The sequence below is a fragment of the Armatimonadota bacterium genome, assembly GCA_016125185.1.
Lineage (GTDB): Bacteria > Armatimonadota > Fimbriimonadia > Fimbriimonadales > Fimbriimonadaceae > Fimbriimonas.
The window spans coordinates 451654-472491 of record WGMG01000002.1 but is presented as its reverse complement, the minus strand read 5'-3'; the positions used below and the strand labels follow the sequence as shown (position 1 = coordinate 472491).

Genomic DNA, 20838 nt, shown 5'->3' with positions numbered 1-20838 from the left:
CGCGTTAGATTTTGGTCGGGGTTTGGGTGGGCGGAATGGCACAAAATGGCTCGGCGAGATTAACCCGAGGGTTAAATAATCTTGCGTGTCCCATGAAGGCGTTTCAGCACATGTGAAGGGACGGTTAAGGGTTTTGCTAGAATTCCAGGAATTCTCAGAGAGTATGTCCTGTCGCCTAAATCGCGTTTTGAACCATAAAAAATACATGATAATTATGATAAGTTGATTTATTGGTCAAAATATGTTCGAAATTCATACTATTGATTTCTGAAAAGTCGCGTATGATTACTAGCTAATGGCCCGTAATGGGTTTAAGGGACTGTTTTGGAACGCGGTAGTACAACTTTGAAATCGCTGGCGGTCGTCGGGATTCTCTTAGCGGGAATTCTCTTTTCGAGCGCTCAGCCTGGTGCGGGTACGACGGGTGTGCAGGTCACGAGCGGAACGACGAGTACGTCTTCGACAACTAGTACGACATCGACCACCAGTACAACTTCGACAACGAGCAGCACTTCAACGACCAGTACGACGGGGACGACTGGCGCGACTGCCGGGGACGGCGGAGGGTCGAGTCTTGTTTACGTGACCTTGACGAAGTTGGAGGAAAAGCTTCACGCTCCTTCGCAGTATCTGTCGGGTGGAAACCTGGTTTCACCTCAGTCAGATCGGCATGTCGTTCGCCTCAAGATCATTTGTCCTTGCATTTACAACAGCAATCCGCATGGTCCTGACTACTCTTTGATTACTGGTGTCGCAGTCCCCAGCGGAGTTGAACTAGGAAGCAGTGGTTCGTTGCCGACGATCTACTCCAGTACCATCACCCCAGTTTACGACACCAACAACAACCTCCTGTCAGACGTTGCCTGCGCGGTGACTGACGCGCCTGGGTATGGCGGTGTCAATCAGCTATCCGACTGGCCAGCCTACGTTCAACTTGGTAACCAGAACGCGGCCCTTTCGAGTGGAAGTCTGAACTTCTATGTTCGAAAGGATACGGCCTATACCTACCTAATTCCAGGCTCAAACCCTCCTGCATACAATACGACCTATGGTTCGAACTGGTACAAGATCGCACTTGAGGTTGACCGAGTCAACCTGACATCCATCAGTCTGGACTCGCGGCGGGTCTTCGGAAAAGCGAACATCGATGGCGAATTGCCGGGTGATCCGAACGCCGACTTGACGACGAACGTGTTCCAGCCCTGGATTTTTCATGGCGGGCATTTCGTGGGGAACTTGTCCTACAGCTCGGCGAATGACCAGAGCGGCACCGCGCGGACACAGTTGCAATTGACAACAGCCGGAGACGCGACCACCTATCTGTACGCTTGTCTGACTTGCTTCGACACCGGTGCGAGGATGCTTCATGGCGGTTCGTCGGTGAGCTCCGGCACGATTGGTTTGTTTCGGCCTTCCTCCTCGGATACGTACATTTCTCAAGGTCTGAACGCAAACTGGACTCGTCGATGGACGGTTAATCCCGGCGGAACACAGACGGCGGCGGGCGACTTCATCAATGCGCCGTACTATACGGTGGCACCGGGCTCGACCGACGTCGACAACTTCCTCAACTGGCAGACGCCGCCGGTCAGCGAAGTTTGGCAGACGGCTTACGGTGGAGACGGGAACAATACCCACAACAGTATGTGGAGCAACTTCGCTCTGTGTCAGACGGACGAAACGGCCCAAACGTGGCAGTACTTCGGTTCGACATGGCTTGAAGCGGTCAGTGGCCAGGTGTATCCCTACACGGACAGCCAGCCCCGAGTTTGGAAGGTGAAGTACCCGTAATGAAGATGGCTTGGAAAGTCGGATTCGCGGTCGCCGCGTTGGGTGCCGTCGCGGCAGGAGTGGTTTTGCTGGCTCCCCACAAGAACAACGGCCATCCTTTGCCGGCCTACGCGACGAAGCCTCTACCGAGGAAGGAGTTGTCCGAAGTCAAAGACGCTCCGAAAGAATTCATCGCTCAGAACGAAAACTCTTCCGATAAAGAAGTGCAGTCGCTGGTGACACGAGCCCGAATCATGGAGGGTTACGAAGCGGCGAAAAAGAAGGACTTTGGGGCGGCTCATGCGGAGTTCGTCGAAGCGGCCTACAAGCACAAAGGCACGAACGCGATGGACCCCGACTACGGGACGCTGAGCGACCAAGCGGCCTACCAAGCGATTGTGTGCGTGGACGCCGAAGGGAAGAAGGACGAGGCGGAGAAGGAGTATCGCCAGTTCATGGAAGAACGAAAGGAGAGTCCGTTGATCACGGCTTGCTTCCGCCGCCTTGAGCGTTTGCACGGGAAAAACCTTCCCGAAGATGAAGCTCGGCTACAGGCCGGGATTGCGGCGCAAGAGAAGCGGATTCGGTTCGAAACGAGCGTGTGTGGTCCGAAGTGCATAGAGAAGATTTTGCCAATCCTGGGTCAACCGCAAAAAGACTATAAGGAGCTGGCCAAGCTGTGTGGGACTACGGACAGCGGAACCACATTAGAAGGCCTCAAGAAGGGTTGCGACGCGATCGGCCTTGAAGCGGTGGGTGTCGAGCTCAACGCTCGGGACTTCTGCCATCTGACCAAACCGTTTGTTTGGCTCCAGAACGACCACTATTTGGCGGTCCTGGAGATTAAGGAAGGTCGGATGAGAGTCTACGATTCTCGCTATGACAACGAGGTGTGGCGATCCCTGCCTGCCCCCGACAACGCCGACTTTCGGGCGATGGGACTTGCCTTCGAGCTTCCGAAAGCTGACCTGGTCGCCGAGCCGACCAAGCCCGAGAAGCCGCTAGCGGGAGGGAAGTCGTGAGGAGCAGGCTTCAGGATTCAGGATTCTGCTGCGGGCCTTCTGCTTTCTGCCTTCTGCCTTCTGACAAACGAGGACGTGAAACTTGGAGCCAAGAAGTAGGCTCCGGTTGCCAGCAACTAGCTTCTAGCGCGTCGCCCATCACGAACAATTTCAACTTCGTCACTTTTTCTGCCAACTGCCAATCGCAAACTGGAAACTCACTATGATTCGCATCAACTCGCCGTTTGGAAAATCCGTCGCTGTCTTCAGCACGTTTACCCTTGTCTTCTGCTTGGTGCCTGGGCTTGCCTGGGCGAAGACCGTGCGGGATACCAAGGCGTGGGTGAAGGCTCAGTTGCCGCCGGTCACGCCGGATTCAACGCCGTCAAAGATCCTCAGCGCGAAGACGATGAAGACGGCGCAGGGCAAGTCCGGCGAGAATCCGTATGCGGCCGGTCAAAACAAGTGGGATGTGATGTACAAAGGCGTCGACCTGATGACGGGGAACTTTACCATGTCGGCGACGGACTTGAGCTTCAAGGACGGTTATGGCATTCCCGTGAATGTGACGCGAAGCTATAGTGCCAACAACGCGGAAGAGGGTCCGCTGGGCAAAGGGTGGAATCTGTCGGTCGACGTGCGGAGCACGGCGGGAGGCATCATGAAGTCGGGCAGCGCTCCCGTTCGCTCGGTGCCAACGAACTTCAAAGAACGTCCGTCGGCGCAGATCGACCCGAATGCGGTGTACGGCAACGGGACCAGTGGAGGCTCCTCAACGAGTTCGCCAGTCACGGCGGTAATGGCAACCGACTCGGCGGGGACGGAGGAGACGATCCAGCGCGACGCGGATGGAATTCTCAGCACGCCGCCGTGGGACAAGAATAAGATCGATTCAGAGTACGAAACCCAAGTCATCGACGGCGTGAACTACCAGGTCATGACGCACAACTACGTCAACACCCCGGAGGGAACGGTTTACGAGTATCAAAAGGAAGGATGGTACGAAAACCCAGACCATTCGCTTTTGGCGTCTCGACCATATGATGATTCGGGGGCAACTGGTGAACCATCCAATGTGCTCAAAATTACAAAGGCAACCGACCGGCATGGCAACGAGACCACCTACACTTATAGCTCGACGGCTTGGGTCAATTTTACGAAATCCAATGGCACGACTAAGGAGCGTCCGCTCACGGATGTTCAAATGCCAAACGGCCATCATATCACCTTTGGCTGGACGGGTAATCGCCTTACATCGGCCACGGATGGAGTTCGTACCGTCACTTATGGCTACGATTCTTACAGCAGTGAATACCTGACATCCTTTACATCAGCAGGAGGAAAGACGACAACCTACGGCTACGGCAATGCGGTCGAGAACTACAACTATGGTCCCGATGCCGCGACCGGACTGATGACGTCGATCACGGATCTGCGCGGCCTGACAACGTCTATCTCATACACCATGGAGTTTGTTCCTCGATATGGCTGGACTCCCGCCGCTCGGCGCCAAATTGCGCCAAACGGCGTAAAGACGGACTACTTCTTCCTCTTCGATGGCGCAACCCAAACCATCCCGGTAACCGATGTGTTCGACTACACCGGTACCGATTACGACGGTACCGCCGGCCAGGGGCCCTACAACCTCATACACGGATTTGAAATTGTTCAAAACGTTTCGGGAACGACGTTCAGCGTGATCGCGCGGCAAACGAACACAACCTACGTGGTCTTTACGGGCCTCAGCGACCTCTGGCAAAAGGACTACGATACGCCGAGCCAGAACCTAATGACGGAAACCTACCGGGTGTACGATCACTCGAACCAGCCCAGCCGGTTCCACAGTACCTACAGCCCAACGCCCGATGGTCCAGCGATGACGAATTACGCGACTTCGACGAATACCTATAACTTTATGGGCAACCCGCTCACAAAAGTTGGTTCTGAGTACACGCGAAGCGGAAGCAGCATGGTTCTCGACCGGACGACCTCGACGGCCTACGCCTATTGGGGAGCCGAGAAGTACTATCAGCAAAAAGCCATTAAGGATTCCTATGGCCGACTCAGCTACACGGACTACTATGATGATCAGGCAACCCAAGGCAAAAAGGGGCAAACCTATCGGGTTTACGATCAAGCACGAGCAGACATCAATGTTAACACAAATATTCAGCCTCCCGACTATGTAGTTCAGGGCCAACCTTCTTCGACATGGTGGCGGTATCAACTAGAAGTATCGGATCCTAGCGATTACTCGGTTCTGTTCGACTACGATAGTAAGGGACGGGCAATTGATGTCTGGAAGGTTCAAAGTACGTCGACGAGCCCATATACCTACGTCCGATCCCACACTAGTTATGGGGCCGATACCGACGGAAGCTGGGGGCAAGCCAATGAAGTCATAGAAGACTACGGAGGCATCAATCGAACGACCGACACTCTCGCTTATGATTCGAAGGGAAGGGGGGTCACAATTCAAGACGCTTCAGGGAATGAGTACCACACGACGTACCTCAACGATGATGATCAAATTGAAAGCATCGAAAAGATCGACGGTTCGATCTCGACGCCAGTGGTGACCTACACCTATGGAACGACGGGCGTCACTAACGGACAGGTTCTTAACTTTACCGACAATCTTAGCGGGGTGTCCCAGTCGATGACATATTCGTCTTCCGGGATCTCGATCGGAATGCCGACGAGCGTCACCGAAACCAATGGAAGTGACACATATTCGACGTCGTACACCTACAACTGGGCCGGTGACCGAGACACATCTACGTATGTCACTCAATCGGCACTTGGACTTTCGAACACGGTGAAATGGCAGTATCACGATTATGTGGATGTCGGAGCCGAGCAACCTAGCCGTATATTCCAAGCGCTGACGAATATAGACGCCAGCACCGGCAACGCAACTTCCGAGGAATTTCACTATGCCTTGGATTCGTCCGGTCGACCACGTCAAGTAACCTTCGCGATGACGCCGCAAACCTGGACTCCGAGTGGGGGCGCCTCGTACTACGACAGCAGCCACAAAGCTGCGACGCGGGGCCGTACATTCTATAGCTATGACGGCGGAGGACGGGCGCTTGGCGTCTACAACTGGTGGGATACCTACAACCCGGGAACGAGTTCATACGATTCCACGCCTATCCGCGCCAACGAGTGTGTGTACGAGACGACCGGTCTGAAACGGGGTCTCAAAACCCAGAATAAGTTCTATAATGTCAGTAGCGGAAGTTGGAACCTTCAACGAACGGAGTCCTACGGATACGACGCTAACTTGGACTACCTGACCTCGGCGAACTACGGTGATGGACTGAGCAACGCGACGCCTTCCTGGACGTATGATGCGGCGGGTAATCGCGCCTCCGATTCGACGAATTCGGGAACGTGGTCTTACGACAATCTTAATCGTATGACGGCCTCGCCGGGAGTGACCGGAGGTTATACCAACGACATTTTCGGAAATCGCCTTACAAAAGGTTCTGGAACGACCGCTACGACGTATTCGTGGGACGACTTGAATCGCTTGACCTCGTTGGTATCCAATGGTACTACGAGCAATTACTTGTATCGAGCCGACGGCCTTCGAGTGCAAAAGGAAAGCCATGCCGGTTCTACCAATAGCGATATGACGCAGTATCGCTACGACGGCCAGATGGGTATTGAAGATGTCGAACTGAATTCGACCAATGGGGGTGTGTCCTATTCAGTCACGGCCATAACCCGTAACGCCCTTGGGGCCAGAGGCATCGACGCCATATCCCGTTCCACCAGTTCAGGAACAACAGTCGCCTATCCACTATACGATGCTCACGGCAACAATATAGGTATGCTGTCGAAGTCAGGTTCGTCTTGGTCGCTTTCTGACGAACGAACCTACGATGCCTGGGGGCAGGTGCGCTCAGGCGGAGCCTCTGGTGATCAGAAGGGGCGATATTGCGCCAATCTCGGTCACAAGCAAGACGACGAATCTGGTCTAATCTACATGAAGGCTCGTTACTTTGACTGCCAGGTGGGTCGCTTTGTGAGCGAAGATACTGCTCGACAAACTTCAAATTGGTTCAGCTATTGCAAAAATGACCCTCTGAATCGTGTGGACGGAAGCGGCAAAAGTACTGTGGGTGAAGCACTAATCCAAGTGATTCTGCACTTTCTCGAATACCTTTGTGTTAAGGCGGGCCTCGACTGTCCAAAAACGCGGGAAGGTAATAGGATCTTTTCTGAGACTATCCATGATATGCTCATGTGGTATGGGATTGGTGAACTTTGCAACGCTATTACGGACTACTCTATCGCTGCTGTGATCGCCGCAGTTGGCACATGTGATTTGCCTGGACTAGTGCTCGGTTGTTTTGGAGTCGTACTAGGTGCGGCCGGTGGCCTTGCTTGTATAGTAATGTATTTCTACGCTGAATTTAACGGGGCACTTAGGTTACTAATACTAGCGACCAATGGAGATGATCCATAGTGAAAAGATTCGCTATGGAGTTTATTGAATGATCGTTTCTGACATTTTGAGTTGACGAGACTTTTCACAGGAGATATGGTTTGGTTGAACATCTTGTTCTATGGCGTGAAAATATGCATAAGATACAAACGGGCCAATCATAAGTTCGAATCACTCGGTGGTCAAAGCCAAGGAAGGTAGACCACGCGACATAATAAGGATCTTCAAATGATTTGGAATATCGCCTGAGTACCAAAGTGTATTTACTTTGAAAAGCTGGTACTTCGCATCACTAGTGCGGTTATATAGTAGCCTTGAGCCTGAATGATCCTTATTTCATAAGTATTCGCTATCGAATGAATCAGGCGACTAAAGGTAAGGCACCGTTGGTACTTCAGGGACGTATAAATCATGCTAGTCTCGCTCCGTGAGGCTAGAAAAGAATCGCATTGATCTCCACGGACATTTTGATTTTAACTGAAATTGACTCATAATGTTCCCATTTCGCAGAGAAGTGTGATAACATGAATGTCATCATTGTCATGGTTGCAGATTCAATATTAGTACCAGTATTATTGCTTGCGGGTGCCTTAAGCGTGGCTTTTACCATACGAGGCTATTTTCGAGTAACTTGTTTATGGTTATTGATTCTGGCCTTGACGATTCTAAGTCCATTGGTCATGCTGTTTGGGTCGGGTCTGCTTGGTTTGATCGGTAACGTTCTTTGCTGGATCATACTTTTTGTCCTTCCTCTGATAATAAGTTTGAGCAGAAAGTATGGGCCCGCTAGTGGCCTGGAGATTAGAGAAATGTGGACTCAACTGACATCAGGACTCCACGATAAGCGGGCTAAATAACTACTTCTTTGACTGGCGAGCCACTGCGTGTCGAAGATTCCAGGTGTTGGAGCCGAATAGGGAGGCGTCCCGATGCGCTTGGGGCTTTCGGGATGTCGCTCCACTCCAGAGTAAAACTCACAACTAGGGGTGGCCTGTATCCTCCTTCGCCTCCGGCTTCGGCGGACGGGCATCCGATCATGTGCGACTTGTCCGCCGTAGCGCTTGCGCGAAAGCAGGAAGCTCCGAGGTTGACCTGTCCGCTGTAGCCGTTTCATCCGCCGGAGCACCATGTCCGCCAAACTCCTTGGCAAGGGCCGGAAGGAGGAAGGCGAAAGAGGATGCAGGAATGCAGCGCAGAACAAGTATTACAATGTATCGAATGGCTCATGGAACATCCAACGAACCGAAACCTATGGATACGATGCGAATTTGGACTACCTAACAAGTGCTAACTACGGGGACGGACTATCCAACGCGACGCCGTCGTGGACCTATGATGCGGCGGGCAATCGAGCGTCGGATTCGACGAATTCAGGAACGTGGTCTTACGACAATCTAAATCGCATGACGGCTAGCCCAGGAGTGACCGGTGGGTACACCAATGATATCCTTGGCAATCGCTTGACCAAAGGTTCAGGAACGAGTGGTATAACCTATACATGGGATGATCTGAATCGGATGACCTCGTTGGTATCCAACGGAACCACGAGTAACTCGCCTACCGTGCTGATTGGCTAGATTTTTAATAGTAGAATATGAGATATAGCGGTCGCTTTGGAATATTAGCAAAAAATTACTCTGCGAAATCGTATGAATCAATGAGACCAAGGTGGCGCTTCTCAAGAAGAAGAGAGAAATCTTCGCCAGAGGATAATGCGAATAAGAATCGCGCAACTCTTTGCCTACTAAATAGTTGTATGATTCTTGACACAATGGAGAGAGAGAATGGTTCTTATTTGTCGATAGGCGAAGATAAGATTCGTTTTTTAGCGAAACTCCCCGTATTTGAGTCGTTCTTAGATGAAGTTGAGTGGCTTGCCAATTATGATGTGGAAGTTACGGCTGAGCTTAATAAGCTATGTGTGTCTATCTTCGGACGAGAATATATTGAGGTCATTTGTGATGGTCTTAAATTGGTACTCTCTGCCAGGCGCAGCGCCGAGGGTTGGTGAAGAGCATTACTCTTCGGTGAAGTGAACTTCTTTGCTTACAAATTCGCCCGCCAGGCTCTGAATCCTGTGCCTTGTGGTCGGCAACCCTGCACAGAATGGTCAGCCCAATATGAATTGGACTATTCGTCATGCGTAGGTGTATCGTGTCAATTAGGCAAGTTGTCCGGGCTTCTTGTGTAGGGGGAATGGGTGTTCAATGAGCTGAGGCGGCGGCCGCTCTTTGTGTTTTTCATTGGCCTGTTGGTCGGGATCAGTTTTCCGGCGGTTTCCTGGCTTTCGTGTGTTGGTGTTGGGGCGGGGTGGACGGTGCGGCGGTATTGGATCGCGACGGTCAGCCTTGGCATCTTGGTCGGTGGGCTATTGGTGGGATGGCGGACGCCGGCGCCTCCGATTTCGGCGGGCGAGGTTCATGAGCGGGTTGAGATTCGCTCGTTTCCCGACTACCAGAAAGGGAAGGCGGTGTACTCATTTCGGACGTTGGGGGCGGAGGCTCGGACGGGGGTTTTGCGGGTCGATCCGTCGGTGGTTTTGTCACCATTTGCCGTCGCGGACGTGCAGGGGATGGCGGCGGCCACGAAGTCGGGGAGCCTGACGACCGACCAGGTGCGGGTGGTTTCGCGGTGGGCGGTGTTCGACTCGTTGGTGCAGTTACAGAAGCGGGCGATCGCGGGTGTGAACGACGTGTTCGGAGTCGAGGATGGGGCGTGGGTGACGGCGCTGACGTTCAATTTTCCGTCGGATTTGAGCTCGGACGAGAAGTCGGACCTGCGGTACAACGGGACGTTCCACATGGTGAGCGCGAGCGGCGTGCATGTGTTTGTGCTGGCGGCGGCGCTTCAGTTTCTGCTGGTCGGATTGGGAGTGCGGCGGGCGTGGCAGGTTGGCTTGGTCACCGCGCTGTTGATGATTTATTGCTGTCTGACCGGGTTCCACGCGCCGACGGTTCGGGCTTCGCTGATGTGGCTGGTGGGGTCGTCGGCGTACCTGTTTCGGCGGTCGTCGGACGGCTTGTCGTCGCTTTGTTTGGCGGCATTGGTCTGGCTGTTCTTCGTGCCAAGCGACATCTTTACGGCCGGGTTTCAGCTTTCGTTTCTGGTGTCGGGGTTCCTGCTGATGTATTTCGACCGGCATCGGGCCGAGCCGATGCCGAAGCTGAGATCGGTGGTGATGGCGTCGCTGGTGGCGACGGTTGCGGCGGAGCCGTTGTGCGCATGGTGGTTCGGGCGGATCGTTTTTGTGGGTGTGCTCAGCAACCTGCTGATCGAGTTTCCGTCGTCGGCGGTGATGGTGCTGGGGTATCTGAGCCTGATTCCGTTCGTGGGTTGGCTGTTTGCGTTGGTGGCGTATCCGCTAATCTGGTGGATCAAGCTGGTGACGCTGTATACGGCGCAGGCTCTGTGTCTGCTGGTGTATCGGCATGCGGTGTCGCCGTGGGCGTATTTGGCTTATTACGCGTTTTGGCTGTGGTACTTCTTGGGGCGTCCGGTTGGGGTGAAGGAGTTTGAGTGATTCAGGGCAAGTGCGAGTGCAGAGGGGCTTATAATTGTCTTTGAGTTTGGCTGGGCAATTTGAGTTGCAAGGGGGGCGAGTTCGAAAGTGAAACGCGGTTTGGGCTTCGTGTTAAGGGTTTTGGTCGCTACTATTTGTGGCCTTCTCGTTGGCGCTTTGTTTCACATGCCCCTTCTTGGAATAGCCGTTACCAGTCTCGTAGCGTGTTTGCGTTGGGGGTTCTCGCACAAGTTCGCATAGTGATTTGGCAAATTGACACCTCCGTCTTCGGCCCATTACGGACCTCCCTATTAATTGAGGTGCTCTGGTTGGTCGTGTCTTACAGTCTTTAATGCTGAGTATTTAGCGGACTGGCCCTCACCCGTCACCTGACACGAATCAGGTGACACCCTCTCCCAAATCAAAGAATTGGGAGAGGGGAATGGGGTCGCGTCCTATACCCAGATCTTAGCCTTTGTTCGATCCTCTAGCTTCGATCGGACATCGTGAATTCGAGCGTTCCTCCGGAGACGAGGTCTTGGTGGGAGATGGTGGTTTGGAGTTCGGTGCCGTTGAGCTTGACCGTCGAGACGTAGCGGCCTGAGCCGTGGGCGAGGACGGTTAGGGATTTGCCGTTGGGCAAGGAGACAGTCGCGCGGGGGAAGAGGGGGGAGGCGAGGATGTATTCGGCGCGGCCGGGGCAGAACGGGTAGAAGCCGAGGGTGCAGAGCACGTACCAAGCGCACATCTCGCCGTTATCCTCGTCGCCGGGGAGGGTGGTGGGCTGGTAGTACTCCTCGAGGATGCGTCGGGTTTCGAACTGCAGGCGGTCCATGCGTCCGGCCGCGGCGTACAAGAAGAGCACGTGGTGGACCGGCTGGTTGGAATGGGCATATTGGCCGAAGTCAGCCACTGCCATCTCGGTAATCTCATGTATCTCTTGGGAGTATCCGCCGCACGCGAAGCGAGGTGGTAGAGATAGCATTTCGTCCATCTTGGCAGTGAGGGCTTCGGGTCCGCCGAGTAGGTCCATGAGGCCCTTGGGGTCATGCTGGATAGCCCACGAGCTTTGCCACGGGCCGCCTTCGCAGTAGGGGCCGCCCCAGGCGAATTGGTCGAAGGGTTGCATCCACGAGCCATCGGCGTGGCGCGCTCGCATGAAGCCGACGGATGGGTCCCACAGCTTTTGGTAGTTGAGGGCGCGGGCGTTCATTCGGTCGGCGAGGTCGCTTTGGCCGAGGTAGGTGGCGACTTGGCCGATGCACCAGTCGTCGTAGGCGTAGTCGAGGGATTGGGAGACGGAGGCGTGGCTGGTGGCGAGGACATAGCCGTGCTGAAGGTATTCGGCGATGTTGTCTCGTCCGGCACCGTAGGGACCGTCGCCGACCGGGTTGTCGGCGTGGCGGACCATGCCGTCGAGGGCGGCGGCGACGTCAAAATCGGTGAGGCCCTTGGCGACGGAATCGGCGATGGTGACGTCAAGGTGGGTGCCGGGCATGCAGACTCGGTGGCCAGGCGAGGGCCATTGGGGTAGCCATCCGCTTTCGTGATAGGCGTTGACGAACCCGCGCAGGACCTCGGAATGGCGGTCGGGTTCGAGGATGGTCATGAGCGGGAAGAGGGTGCGGTAGGTGTCCCAGAAGCCGGTGTCGGCGTAGAGCGGGCCGTCGTGGACCTGGCCGTCGTAGGGGCTGAAGTGGACCATTTCGCCTGAGGCGTCGATCTCGTGCCAAACGCGCGGGAAGAGCTTGGTGCGGTAGAAGCAGGAATAGAACGTTCGGAGGCGGTCGACGTCGTCAGACTCAACTTGGATGGTGCCGAGAAGGTTTTCCCACTCATTTTCGGCATCGGCGAGGACGGAGTCGAAGGTTTGAGTTTCAAGTTCGGCTTTGAGGTTGAGCTTGGCTTGGTCGAGAGAAATGAACGAGGTGGCGACTCGCATGGAGACGGGGGCGTCACCGTCGGCGAGTTCGACGCAGAAGCCGATGGCGTCACCGGTGGAACCTTCGATGAACTCGTCGTCCTTGAAAGCGGATGAGGAAGTTACGTCGGCGTCGAGCACGGCCACGAAGTAGTGCGCGAAGTTTTCGGGGACGCCGCCGGAGTTGCCGCGCGTGTAGCCGACGATGGTGCGATTGTCGTCCTCGAGGGAGAAGTGGGTTTCGCCCTTTGTGCCTTCAAAAATCACCCGGCGGTGGGCCCGTTGGGAGAAATCGAATCGGAAGATGGCACCTCGGACGGTTGGGCTGACGGAGAGTTTAGTGCCGGAGCCGATGAGTTCGACCTCGATGTGGTGAGGCTTGATCGTGGATTTTTCGAGGCGGAAGGCGGTTGCGCGTTTTCCGCAGGAAATGAGTCGTTTGCCGACCTGGGGGAGGACGGTGAAGGCTCCGTAGTCGCCCATCCAAGGGCTGGGCTGGTGGGTGCATCGGATGCCTTGGATTTTTGGGGTGAGGGGGTTGAAGAACCAGCCGCGGACGTTGTCGGTTTGGATGGTCCAGTGCGCCATTCCGTAGGGCATCGCCATGATGGGTAGGGTGTTGCCGGTCGAGAATTGGTAGTGGGAATAGGTTCCCTGGAGTGGATCGACGTACTGAAGGAGGCTCATGGATGGACCTCTGGATTATGGCAGTTTTATTGGGAGTTGGCCCCGATGAATCGGGGTCTCCGCTTCGCAACGAGAGTTGGGTTCCCCTCATCCGGTTCGCTGTCTTCGACACCTCACCGACTTCTCCACCAGAAGCGTGCCTTTTTGGCACCCTTCTGGCGGACCCTATTCGGAGAAGTATCTTGGTGGCGCTTTTCTGGCGAAGGTTTGGTCGGAGAGATATTTTTTGAGTTGGCCCCGATAAATCGGGTCTTCGACTTCGCTCCATGGACTCTTACTGGCTCGGATCATTACCCAGCCCTTCGAGCCGATTTTCGGCTCTCCGGACTGGGCTAAACTGAAACGGGCTTACAGCCCTACGCTTGGCACCCGTCGGGAGCTGTTTCGCCAAGGGATATCTTTGTTTTGCAGAGTGCAGAGCACAGAGCACAGAGCACAGGTTTAGCCCGTGCCATTAAATACGCCTGTGATCTGGGTGTAGACATCATCTGAAGCAACGGCTGCGTATGTGGCATCCTTGTTCTCTTGCGAAGTGTTGGAATCGTACTGGCCCCGAGCCTTAATGATGCACAGTCGATCTCCCAGGTCGTACAAGTCGACTCCAGCCCAAATACTGGTCTTCTGCGCAACGGTCGGAGTGATTTTGCTTCCCGCGACTTCGGGGCGGTCGTTGGCGGCAGGAAGTCCGGTGTATGGCGCAATCGGGAAGACGTAGTGGGCCGTGCCGCTCTTGGAGGGCTCACTCGTGTTTTGGTATAAAACATCGATGACATAGGTCCCGCCTTGATAGTGGTTTCCACCTTCGGCTGTCTTGGGTTTGTCCACAACAGCCATCAAGTAGAGGTACGTGGTGATGCCGCCCGTGTACGGGGTCTCATAGGTGTAGACCTCAAGGTCGGTCGAACCTTGGCGGTTAAGAATGCTGTTCGCATGGCCTACTTCGACGCGGTCTTGACCGGTTCCTCGGTAGACGATGACGCTGATTTGGGCGAAGCCAAGCGAGGTCGGGCCAGGTTTGAATGTAACAATCGCCTGATCGGTTTCGAACATAAAACCTGTGTTCCCATGTCCGTCGTCAAGCATCGAATTAGTGACGCTACCGAGCGTCCAGGCGTAGGTAAGGCCCGTCGCGTCGCCATCGACAATAGCATGAATCGTTTGGTTCACGCCTGACTGATAGGTGCCACCAGAGGGATCGAGGCGGACGGCGTCAAGTCCACAATCGGCCCACAGTTTGGCGGCGTTGCCGCCGGTGGTAAGGTCTCGGTACTCGGGTCCAAGCTTGAGAGACAGCGCCAAAGCACCTGTAAAGGCCAGCATGCGAAGCTTGCCGCGAAAGGCGACAAGCTGTTCGGAAACGTAGTTGCGGTGCGAGAGATCGTAGTAGAGAACTGGGTTCGAAGTTTGGACGATGGGAGCGATGGAGGCGAGAATATCAAGGGCGACGGTGTCGCTGGAGCGAGCCAACTGGGCAAAAGTCTGGATGAGGGACGATAGCCCCGACCCCTCACCTGAAGTCTGAATCAGGGAGTTGGCGTCTCCGCCTAAACTTTGCAGGTTTGAAACCGCTGTATCGAGGGCATCGGAGGGGACGGTCACTCCCGACATGCCAAGAGCTTCGAGGTAGCACTTGGCGGCTAAGCCGACGGCGGCGCGGCGGTAGAGATGGACGAGGTCGGCTCGCCAAGTGGCTTTGTAGCCTTCAAGCTTGGGGTCAGTGAAGGCAAAAGTCTCTGGGGAATCGAACACGGGCGAGAGTCCGATGACGCTGAAGTGCTCGGTGCGGTGGTCGACGTTCAATTTAAGGGGAATCAGGTTGGAGGATGAGTTGGGGGCGAGGCGGATGGGATTACCGACGACGAGTTCGGGAACGACCTCGAAAAACGAACCGGTGCTGTCGTTGTAGGCGACGTTATACAAGCGGGCGATACCTTCCCGTCGTGTTTGGGTTCCGATGACGAGACCGGCGTTATTGCCGTTGCCAAGGGCAAATCCTTCGGAAGGGCTTTCTTGGACTGTGATTTTAAGTCCAGCATCACCGAGGCGGTTTGCTTTCGGCGACGATCGCTGGGAGCGCGCAAAGCTTGCGCCAGCATAAGCGTTCGCCGCATCGTCCAGAGCCTGGACAATCTGAGGATCGCTGTTTTCAAAGGCGTAGAGGTCGGCGACCAGACGATCAGAAATAACAGCGGTTAGGGCCGACAGAGACGAATTTGCCGCTACTTGGGTCCAGAAGGCTTGGCGCTCGTCACCGAAGAGTTGGCTACCACCCAGAGCAAGAAAGAGGAGGGTTGCAGCGCAGTTGCCGATGTCGATTGCGTGAGTCGTCGAGGCGGGATCAAGCATACCGAGGAGGATGGTCTTGCCCGATGCTGGTTCGATGATGGAAACGAGGGAGGGAAAGTCCTGGAAGCCGACTAGTTGGAACGCGCCGGACGCGATTGCGGTCTTGCCATTCGGACCCACCAGAAGGAGGGAGGCAGGATCGGCGCCGGTTGGCATGGCGACCGTGCCGTTGAACGTCATTTTGGTGAGCGTCCCGCTGCCGGCGGCTCCGCCGGAGGTGGCGAAGAGTCCGGCACAGCCGCCGAGCACCATCGATCCTAGAGATATCGACCCTGCCGAAACAAGGAAATTGCGCCGCGACAATCCTTTCATAAGAGGATTGTAAGAGGAGCGCGTGACAAGGCGTGACGGGGTTCGGGTCGGACCCGATGAATCGGGTCTTTGCTATGGGATTTGGATTTGTAATCTATCCCTCGTCCCGCGAAGCGGGATGCCGCTAACGCCCCATTCGCTTGATCACTCCTCGCTTACCGACTCTTTACTAAGGGATATCTTGGTTTTTGCAGAGTGCAGAGTGCAGAGTGCAGAGTGCAGAAAACTTGGACTCTTGCAGTTGGCTGTTGCTCTCTTAGTCGCGGTCCTTGGTTGAAAGCAGGCTATACCTAGGTTTCGGAGTTGGGGAGTTGGTGCCTTTGATTGACTTCCAGAGAATGTCGTTCAGCTCTTCGTCGATCTCGCTTTCTTCGGCGAAGCGGGGGATGCGTTCGCTATCCTTGCTTCGGTACGCGGCTTTGGTGTTGACCTGGCAGACGATGTCCTTAGACGGCATGATGGCGGTGTAGGGTTCGTCGTTGTCGGCCGTTGTTCCGAAGCAGAGGAGCGGGTTGGCGACGGCGTCATACTGGGACATAGGCGGCATTCCGAGCAGGACTTCCATGGTGCGGAGCATGGAATCGGTATTGTAGAAGCGGCTGTCGATGGTGCCTTTCTTGATGTACGGCGAGATGACGTAGGCGGTAGAGCGGTGAGCGTCGATGTGGTCGATTCCAGCTTGGGCGTCGTCTTCCAGCACGCAGATGGCGGTTTCTTTCCAGAATGGGCTGTGCGAAACGGCTTCGACGAGCTTGCCCACGGCGTAGTCGTTATCGGCGACCAGGCTTTGGGGCGTGGGGACGCCGGAGCGGGTGCCCATGGTGTGGTCATTACCAAGACGAATGCTTTGGAAGCGCGGCATTTCGCCCTTAGCGACGTACTCGTCGAACTCCTTCTTCCACTCATCGAAGCGGTTGGTCATCTCGTTCTCGCCGTACGTTTTGAGCTGGCCCTTGAACGTGAAACCATACTCGGAGTAGATCGGCGAATCGGCGTACATATTGTCGAAGTGACGGAAGCTGGAGTCGGTGTGATCAAGTAGCGACTTAATGACGGGGAAGCTATCCTTGGCGTCGGGGTAGAGCGTGTTGCGCTTGTCGCTCGGGTCGATGAACTGGACGAACATGCCGTAGTTTCGGTAGGAGACTTTCGACTTTTCGCAGTTTTCCCAGATGTATCCGGCAGCGGGTTTGGCGACATTGTTGATGTCGAATAGCTCGACCGGCTCGCCGTTGTTTTGGCCTTCGGTGTCGTAGCTTCGCCCGCGTCCGCTGTAATTGTAGGGCGTGTTGCGCGATCCGTAGGGGCTGGCCATTCCGCTGATCGACCATTGCCAGCCGTCCTGGCTGACTTCGGCGCAGACATAGAAATTATCGAGGAGGACGAATCGCTCGGCGAGGGCGTGCTGGTTAGGCGAGACGGCGCGGGGAAAGAGGGTGAGGGACGGGTCGCCCTTACCTTGCGTGAGATCGCCGAGGACGTTGTCGTAGGTGCGGTTTTCTTTGATGACGTAGATGACGTACTTGATACCGGGGTTTTTCAGCTCGGTTGCCATTGGGCTGTTGAGGCCGGGCTTGATGCGGTTGTTGGCGATGACGAGCGCAGTGGACTTCTTGAGGCTGGACTTCTTGGGCGTCATCTGGTGTGTGACGGTGCCCGCGATGATGTCCTGAACGTAGGTGCCTTTGTCGCCGACGGGCTTCCCGTTGGGGTTCTTTGACTGGATACCTTTGGCCGAGGTGACGAGGAGGTTTCCGCCCTTTTGGATCACGCTGGTGGGGAGCCATCCGGTGGGGACGTAGCCGGTCAGGGAGCGCTTGGCGAGGTCGATGACGGCGAGCGATTCCATGTCGCCGAGAGTGACGTAGAGCGTTTTTTGGTCATCGGAGAGGGCGAGGCCGAGGGGACCAGCGCCGGGCAGCCCGCGCATCTCAGGCGGGCGAACCGTGATGGTGTCGATGACCTTGTCCGTCTTGGTGTCGATGATGCTGATGGTGTCGCTTCCGCTATTGGCAACGTAGAGCTTGTCCTGCCACTTGCTGAGGAGCATGCCGACGGGGGCGTTGCCGGTGCGAATGCTCTTGGTGACAGTGTGGGAGGGTATGTCGACGACGTCAACGACTCCGTCTCGTTCAGAGCCGACGTAGGCTTTGTTGTCGGCGGAAGGGCCGAGGGTGAGGTAGGCGCATGCGAGGGGGAAGCCGGAGGTGGGGACCTCGAAAAGCGATTCGCCGGTGGAGGAGTTGTAGAAGGTGACGGAACCTTTGAAATCGGTGGCCCGCGAGGTCTGGTTGTTGACGACCATCAGGCGTGAGCCATTGGAGTTAAAGGCGAGGCCGGCGAAGTGGTAGGGAAGCTTATTTCGGCTGGCGGGAAGCTCCGGGCTGATCGGGGTTCCGACGTCGGCGAGATGGCCGTCCTTCATGCTGTAGGTGGTGACTTTATCCTGCGCGCCACGGGAGACGTAGACATCGCCGGTTTTGGGGTGGACGGCAAGGCCGTAGTAGAGGCCGTCGTCGTTAGGGTTATTGCTGGAGTTTTTGTAGTCGACTTGGCTGACGATCGCGCCGGTTTTGACATCGACGACGCTGAGGGCTTCGCGGAAGCCGCAGGTCGTGACGACGGCGTATTTTCCGTCATTGCTGAGGGCCATGTTGAGCGGGTAACTGCCGATTTCGACGCTAGTTCCTTCGGGGCTGATGTATTTGCCGATGGGAAGCATGGCCGGCTGTTGGTAGCCGATGACGGCGGTGAGAAGGCTGGTCAACATGGTTTGACCAGTCTACACCGATTGGTGGGGGTTGGGATTGGGCGGGAATATGATGGTGGTGTTAAGGTGGGTTTTGGGATTCATGTCTGGGCTTTTTGGGGCGATTTTGCGGATGGGTCCCCTCTAGGATCGGTCGCCCGACCTTAAACGTTTCGTGGGTAACGCAAGGTTGGCTGGAATTCTCTACCTCACCTCTTCGCGAGCTCCTGGCGTCGCGCGAAGGTCCTCTCCTGGGAGGAGAGGAAAAAGGGGTCGCTCTGCTCCGTAGATTTTCGGGCCATTTTGCTTTTGAGCGGATTTTCCCCTCCCGTCTCCTGACACGAGTCAGGAGACACTCTTCCACATTGAAACTGCATTTGTGGCAGTTCCAACTGCGGACCCTCCAGATTTCCTGCGGACAATTTGGAGAGGGATCTTAGGCTCGCCCCTTTTGGGGCTTTCGGTGGATTTCCCTCACTCGTCCGCGGGCCCGAATACCACGACTTTGGATGGACCCCCATCCCTACCCTTCCCCTTTTCAAGAAAAAGGGGAAGGGATTTAAGGTGCGCGGCGGAGTTGCAGGGTTTCGAAGTTGGGGGATTTCCAGGTTTGGTCCATTCGGTTCATGTGCTGGTTGATCGTGAAGTTCGAATAGAGTCGACGCATGGGGTGGTCGGGGCCGCCGGCAGAGACGATGATTCCGGCGAGGTCCCAGTCGTCGGGTTGGCGGAGAAGGTTGTCGAGCGCGCCGCCTCCAGAGTGGAAGTCGCCTCCGGCTCCGCGCTTGAAGGTGACGAGGAGACTGGCCAGATCCGAGGACATCAAGTACGGGGTCCCAACGGCCCGGAAAGTCTTTTCAAATCGACCGTACGACGCAAATGTCCCCGTCCAACCTTGAGGAAATTCGTCGCCATCCTGCATGACCATCGGTTGCGTATGGTGCATCACGCTTCGGACCCAGTCTCCGTGCACGATCCAGTCGCAGAAGTTGCGGCCAGGCAGCGGAACGATGGGGACGGTAAAGGTGGTTTCGAGTCGGCTGTTGCAAACCTCTTGGTCAGGATTGGAGAAGCTCATGCGGCGCAGGTCGTCGCCACCGGTGAGGTATTCGATTTGTACGGCTTGGATGGGAAAGCCGGGCTCCCGTTTGTAGCGCTTCATGATAGGCGCTTGCCACCAGCCGCCATCGGCGAAGCGGAAGTTGACTTCGTTGAAGGTGCAGTATTCCTGAGGGGCGGCGGTGTCGCTGGTTCGGTAATACACGCGGGCGGTGCGGATGGTGAAGTGGCCTCCGGGCGATCCGGCTGCGGTGCGGTCAGAGGCGGTCGAGAAGGTCTTTCCGTAGCCGATTCGGAAGGTGCGAATCGACTTGACGGCGACCTTGTCTTGGGTTTGGGCCTCGGCGCGGACGCCGGGGTAGCCGTGATCCTGGATCATAGCGGCGCTTCGCTTGCCCGACCATGCCCGGCCGTCGTCAGCTTCGAGGTCCATGATGAACTGCGTGTTGGAGTTCTGCCCTTCGACGCCGTCGAGCTCGACCCAAAAGTTGGCGGCGTTGATGACGTCGCTGAGGCTACTGGCATCGAATGGCGTGGAGGTCCAGTGCTGAGATTCCTGGAGGTGCATGCCCATGTGCTGGCGGTTGTAGAGCGTGACCTCGTTGCGGCCCATGGTGGCGACGACTTTCACGCCGTCAAGGGTCCATTTGTCGTTGTAGCCAGTGGCGGTACCCGAACTGAAGTCGACGCGAACGTGATAGAGGTCGGTGAGCTTGAGGTTGGGGACGTTGGGCGTCAAGGTCAGCGTCTTGGATGAATTTGAACCGAGAGACTCGTTGGCTCCCTTCAGCGGGGCGATCTGATGCCGCGAATCGGAGTATTGCAGGACGACCATTCCGGCGCTGTCCGATCGCATGTCGTCGGCACCGGTGGTGATGGTGACTTGGATGCGCGAGATCGTGTCGTCGCGCATGGCTGGTTGTCCGGCCATGGCGGCGTAGGCGACGAGGGTGGAGAGAATCATGGGATTAGTGGTGGTTGACGATCGATCGGACGAAGAGCTTGCAGGCTTAGCTTGACAACTAATCAGACCTTTGA

Annotated in this window: 10 protein-coding genes; 6 read left to right on the top strand and 4 right to left on the bottom strand. The window is 55.8% G+C overall.

From position 1 onward, the window contains the following. Positions 1-345: 345 nt before the first annotated feature. The 6 genes from GC165_05260 (at position 346) to GC165_05235 (ending at position 10747) form a co-directional block, all read left to right on the top strand. Entirely contained in the window at positions 346-1791 is a 1446-nt protein-coding gene (locus GC165_05260; GenBank protein MBI1332268.1) for a hypothetical protein, read from the top strand. Next, entirely contained in the window at positions 1791-2792 is a 1002-nt protein-coding gene (locus GC165_05255; protein ID MBI1332267.1) for a hypothetical protein, read from the top strand. Before GC165_05260 ends, GC165_05255 begins: the two co-directional genes overlap by 1 nt. Positions 2793-2994: 202 nt before the next feature. Next, entirely contained in the window at positions 2995-7248 is a 4254-nt protein-coding gene (locus GC165_05250) for a hypothetical protein (GenBank protein MBI1332266.1), read from the top strand. Positions 7249-8354: 1106 nt separating this feature from the next. Beyond that, entirely contained in the window at positions 8355-8804 is a 450-nt protein-coding gene (locus GC165_05245; GenBank protein MBI1332265.1) for a hypothetical protein, read from the top strand. Between the two features lie 179 nt (positions 8805-8983). Continuing rightward, the gene (locus tag GC165_05240) at positions 8984-9238 is read left to right on the top strand and encodes a hypothetical protein (protein ID MBI1332264.1); all 255 of its coding nucleotides are present in this window, start codon (positions 8984-8986) and stop codon (positions 9236-9238) included. 222 nt (positions 9239-9460) lie between these two features. Continuing rightward, entirely contained in the window at positions 9461-10747 is a 1287-nt protein-coding gene (locus GC165_05235; GenBank protein ID MBI1332263.1) for a hypothetical protein, read from the top strand. A gap of 466 nt (positions 10748-11213) precedes the next feature. Here GC165_05235 and GC165_05230 read toward each other — a convergent pair whose 3' ends face one another. The 4 genes from GC165_05230 to GC165_05215 all read right to left on the bottom strand — a co-directional run bounded on the left by GC165_05230 (position 11214) and on the right by GC165_05215 (position 20764). Beyond that, positions 11214-13334, bottom strand: coding sequence for a glycoside hydrolase family 92 protein (locus GC165_05230; protein MBI1332262.1), 2121 nt, complete (start codon positions 13332-13334; stop codon positions 11214-11216). Between the two features lie 441 nt (positions 13335-13775). Continuing rightward, complete coding sequence (locus GC165_05225) at positions 13776-15992, bottom strand: hypothetical protein (GenBank protein MBI1332261.1); 2217 nt, start codon at positions 15990-15992, stop codon at positions 13776-13778. 256 nt (positions 15993-16248) lie between these two features. Beyond that, positions 16249-18762 carry a hypothetical protein gene (locus tag GC165_05220; protein ID MBI1332260.1) on the bottom strand — a complete coding sequence of 838 codons (2514 nt, stop codon included), beginning with the start codon at positions 18760-18762 and terminating at the stop codon, positions 16249-16251. Positions 18763-19300: 538 nt separating this feature from the next. Continuing rightward, positions 19301-20764, bottom strand: coding sequence for a hypothetical protein (locus GC165_05215; protein MBI1332259.1), 1464 nt, complete (start codon positions 20762-20764; stop codon positions 19301-19303). Positions 20765-20838: the final 74 nt, after the last annotated feature.

What these genes read in the sequence shown, in the direction of transcription:
- GC165_05245 (MBI1332265.1), top strand. Translation starts at nt 8,355, where the DNA reads ATGTCCGCCAAACTCCTTGGCAAGGGCCGGAAGGAGGAAGGCGAAAGA.
- GC165_05225 (MBI1332261.1), bottom strand. Translation starts at nt 15,992, where the DNA reads ATGAAAGGATTGTCGCGGCGCAATTTCCTTGTTTCGGCAGGGTCGATA.
- GC165_05220 (MBI1332260.1), bottom strand. Translation starts at nt 18,762, where the DNA reads ATGTTGACCAGCCTTCTCACCGCCGTCATCGGCTACCAACAGCCGGCC.
- GC165_05250 (MBI1332266.1), top strand. Translation starts at nt 2,995, where the DNA reads ATGATTCGCATCAACTCGCCGTTTGGAAAATCCGTCGCTGTCTTCAGC.
- GC165_05240 (MBI1332264.1), top strand. Translation starts at nt 8,984, where the DNA reads ATGATTCTTGACACAATGGAGAGAGAGAATGGTTCTTATTTGTCGATA.
- GC165_05255 (MBI1332267.1), top strand. Translation starts at nt 1,791, where the DNA reads ATGAAGATGGCTTGGAAAGTCGGATTCGCGGTCGCCGCGTTGGGTGCC.
- GC165_05230 (MBI1332262.1), bottom strand. Translation starts at nt 13,334, where the DNA reads ATGAGCCTCCTTCAGTACGTCGATCCACTCCAGGGAACCTATTCCCAC.
- GC165_05215 (MBI1332259.1), bottom strand. Translation starts at nt 20,764, where the DNA reads ATGATTCTCTCCACCCTCGTCGCCTACGCCGCCATGGCCGGACAACCA.